We start from the raw sequence: 2800 nt of genomic DNA on the forward strand, positions 1-2800 counted from the left end.
CGACCGACGCCGCGCGCGCGACCCAGTCGGCGGGCGCCGTGCCCACGGCCACCAGCGTGTCGCCGCGCATGCGGAGCGCGACGCTGGGCGGCGGGGCGAGCACGCGCCGGCCGCGCGCCAGCGCGAGCGCGGGCTCGGTCGAGACGAAGGGCTCCCAGCGCCAGCGCACGCCGGCGGTGTCCATCCCGAGCCCCGCGAGCACGACGGCGGGGTCGCGCGCCAGCGGGTCGCGCAGCCCGGCGAACGACCAGCGCCCCCACGACCGCTCGGCGCGCACGACCACGACCCCGGGCTCGGCCTCGAAGGCGGAACCCGCCCGCCGCCAGCGCGCCGCCCCGCGCCACGACGGCACCCCGACGGCGAGGAGCACGAGCGCGACCGGGAGGAGCCACGCGAAGCGCGCCGCCCCGCGGCGCGGCGCGGCCGCGCCGTCGGACAGCACGGTCTCGAGGCACTCCGCGAGCAGCGGCCGCGTCCCCTCGAACGGGGCGCTGTCGCCGTCGAACGCCACGAGCGCGTCGAACCAGCGCACGTGGATCGTCTCCAGCGTCTGCTGCAGCCGGGTGACGAGCGACGGCGCGTGGTGGCCGCGCACGACGGCCGCCACGTAGCACTGCGGCCCCGGCTCGGCGAGCACGGACACGTCGCCGGCGCGGAGCGTGCGCAGCTCGCCGGTGTCCTTGGAGTCGAACGAGTCGGTGACGAAGTCGCGGATCGCGGTCAGCATCCCCGAGACGAGGTTCGCGTCGTCGCCGCTGTGCTCGGGCACGTGCGCGAGCAGCAGCCCCGTCTCGGCGTGCACGAGGAAGACCTGCTCGACGCGGTAGACGAGCGTGTGGGTGATGACGATCTGCGCGAACGGCACGCCGGTGCGCCACGCCTCCAGCCGCCACCGCAGCCCGCGCAGCGAGAGGCCGTGCTCCACCGACCGGTTGATCGACTGGACGAGCCCCGCCATCGCCTCGGCGATCGCCGACCGGATGGCCGGGCCGAGCACCGGGAAGAGCGCCGTCGCGAGGTCGCGCGGGTTGCGGCGCACCGACTCGCCGATCGCGCGCTCCACCGTCGGCCCGAGCGCCGCGGCCAGCTCGCGGTCGCGCGCCGAGCGCATGGCCAGCGCGCGCGGCAGCTTCTCCGCCAGCTCGTCGGGACTCAGCTCGATCGTGTCGACGCGGCGGCGCAGCTCCTCCAGCTGCCGGCGCTCGGCGCCGAACAGCAGCTCGCGGACCTCCGACAGCTCACGCAGCTGCTCGTCGGTCGGCGCCGGCGCGCCGTGGTCCGGCACGGTCAGCTCCTCGGGCCATCCCTGACAGCGCCGGCGCCGTTGTCGAGGGCGCTGCCGAGGCGGCCCGCCATGTCGGAGAAGACGCCGACCAGCGACGCGATGTCCACCTTGTCGTGCCGCAGCCCCGACACCTCGCGGGTGAGGTCGGCGGTCACGCGCTGCGACAGCCGCTCCAGCTGCGCGTTCACCGCGCGCGACTGCTCCAGGATGCTGTCGCGCAGCTCCGCGTCGGCGGCGCCGGCCAGCTCCTCGAGCCGCACGTGCCGCTTCTCCAGCCCGCGGAGCGCGTCGCGCAGGTCGACGTTGAGCGCGCGCAGCTCCTCCGCGCGCTTGGTGCGGTCGGCCGCGGCCTGGTCGGCCAGCGCCTGCAGCTCGCGCCGCAGCTCGGTCTCGAGGGCGCCGAGCTGGCCGCGGTGGGCCGCCGCCATCTGCGCCTGCTCCTGCAGCAGCCGCTCCTCGAGCGCCTGCAGCCGGCCGTCGACGGCGCGCATCTGCCCGCCGAACAGGATGTCGCGGACCTTGTCCAGGCTCTCCGGCGGCTCGCCGGGGGCGACGTCGGCCGGGGCGGCCGCGGGGGAGAGGTCGGCCGACGGGGCGGCCGCGAACCTCCGGGGAGTCTCGGTCTTCGCCATGGCTCGCGGACCTGTCGGGTCGGAGTGGACGAGAAAGCCGGCACAGCCTGGCCCCAACGTACGACCGGCCCGACGGGAGCGCCATCAGGGACGGCGCAGGTAGCGCAGCGGTCGCCGGTGCGGTGCGCGCGGCGAGGGCGAGCGGGCGACGCGGCGCACCGCGCGGTCCCGCCGGCGGCGGCGCTCGAGCAGCATCAGCACTCCGACCCAGAACAGGATCGCGCCGAGGGCGCCGAGCGGCGCGTGGAGGCCGCGCGCGGCGTCGGCGCCCCACCGGCCGCCGAGCGTCGCGGTGAGCACGGCGGCGACGAACAGCGCGGGCCAGGCGGCCGTCGCGCGCGTCGAGGGGGCGGGCGGCGCGGCGTGGTCGCGGCGCTCGGGGGGCGGGAGTCGGTGCTCGGGGGCACTCAGCGGGCTGCGCATGCGGCGCTCCGGGTGCGTGGTGGGGATCGCGTGGTCCGAACGCACGAAAGTCGCGCCGCCGACGCGCGGCGGGCCGTGACGGCTCGCCCGGCTGCGCGCTCACGCGGCGGCCGATCGCATCGGGACGCGACTCCCTCCGAGCCAGTGTAGCCCGCGGCCGCGCGAAGTCAACGCGACCCGCCGCGGGTTGACTTCGCCGGGGCGCGGCCTAGACTCCGCGTCAGGGAGTCGCGTCCCGATGCACATGGCGACCGCCGCGCCGACGAGCGCGGGCCACGGTCGCCCCGGCCAGTCGTGTCCGACTCGCCGCGTCATCGGAGACGCGACTTCGTCGCATCCGTCCCCGCCGATCCCGCCATGTCCATCGCCCCCACGCCCCACGCGCGCCGAGCGGTCCCCGCCCGGCCGTCGGCGGGCCGCTCCGCGGCCCGGGTCGCGGCGTGCGCGGCGGCGGCGGCGG

Annotated in this window: 3 protein-coding genes; all 3 read right to left on the bottom strand. The window is 77.6% G+C overall.

The features are described from left to right. Positions 1-1285: hypothetical protein (locus tag PYV61_RS23535; protein WP_275836296.1), on the bottom strand; the 1285-nt coding region annotated here is incomplete at its 3' end. Between the two features lie 2 nt (positions 1286-1287). Continuing rightward, positions 1288-1917 (bottom strand): hypothetical protein, encoded by a 630-nt coding sequence (locus PYV61_RS23540; RefSeq protein ID WP_275836298.1) that lies wholly within the window; start codon positions 1915-1917, stop codon positions 1288-1290. 84 nt (positions 1918-2001) lie between these two features. Next, the gene (locus tag PYV61_RS23545) at positions 2002-2340 is read right to left on the bottom strand and encodes a hypothetical protein (RefSeq protein WP_275836300.1); all 339 of its coding nucleotides are present in this window, start codon (positions 2338-2340) and stop codon (positions 2002-2004) included. Positions 2341-2800 lie beyond the last annotated feature (460 nt).

Origin of the sequence: Roseisolibacter sp. H3M3-2 (genome assembly GCF_029211165.1) — a bacterium.
Classification (GTDB): domain Bacteria; phylum Gemmatimonadota; class Gemmatimonadetes; order Gemmatimonadales; family Gemmatimonadaceae; genus Roseisolibacter.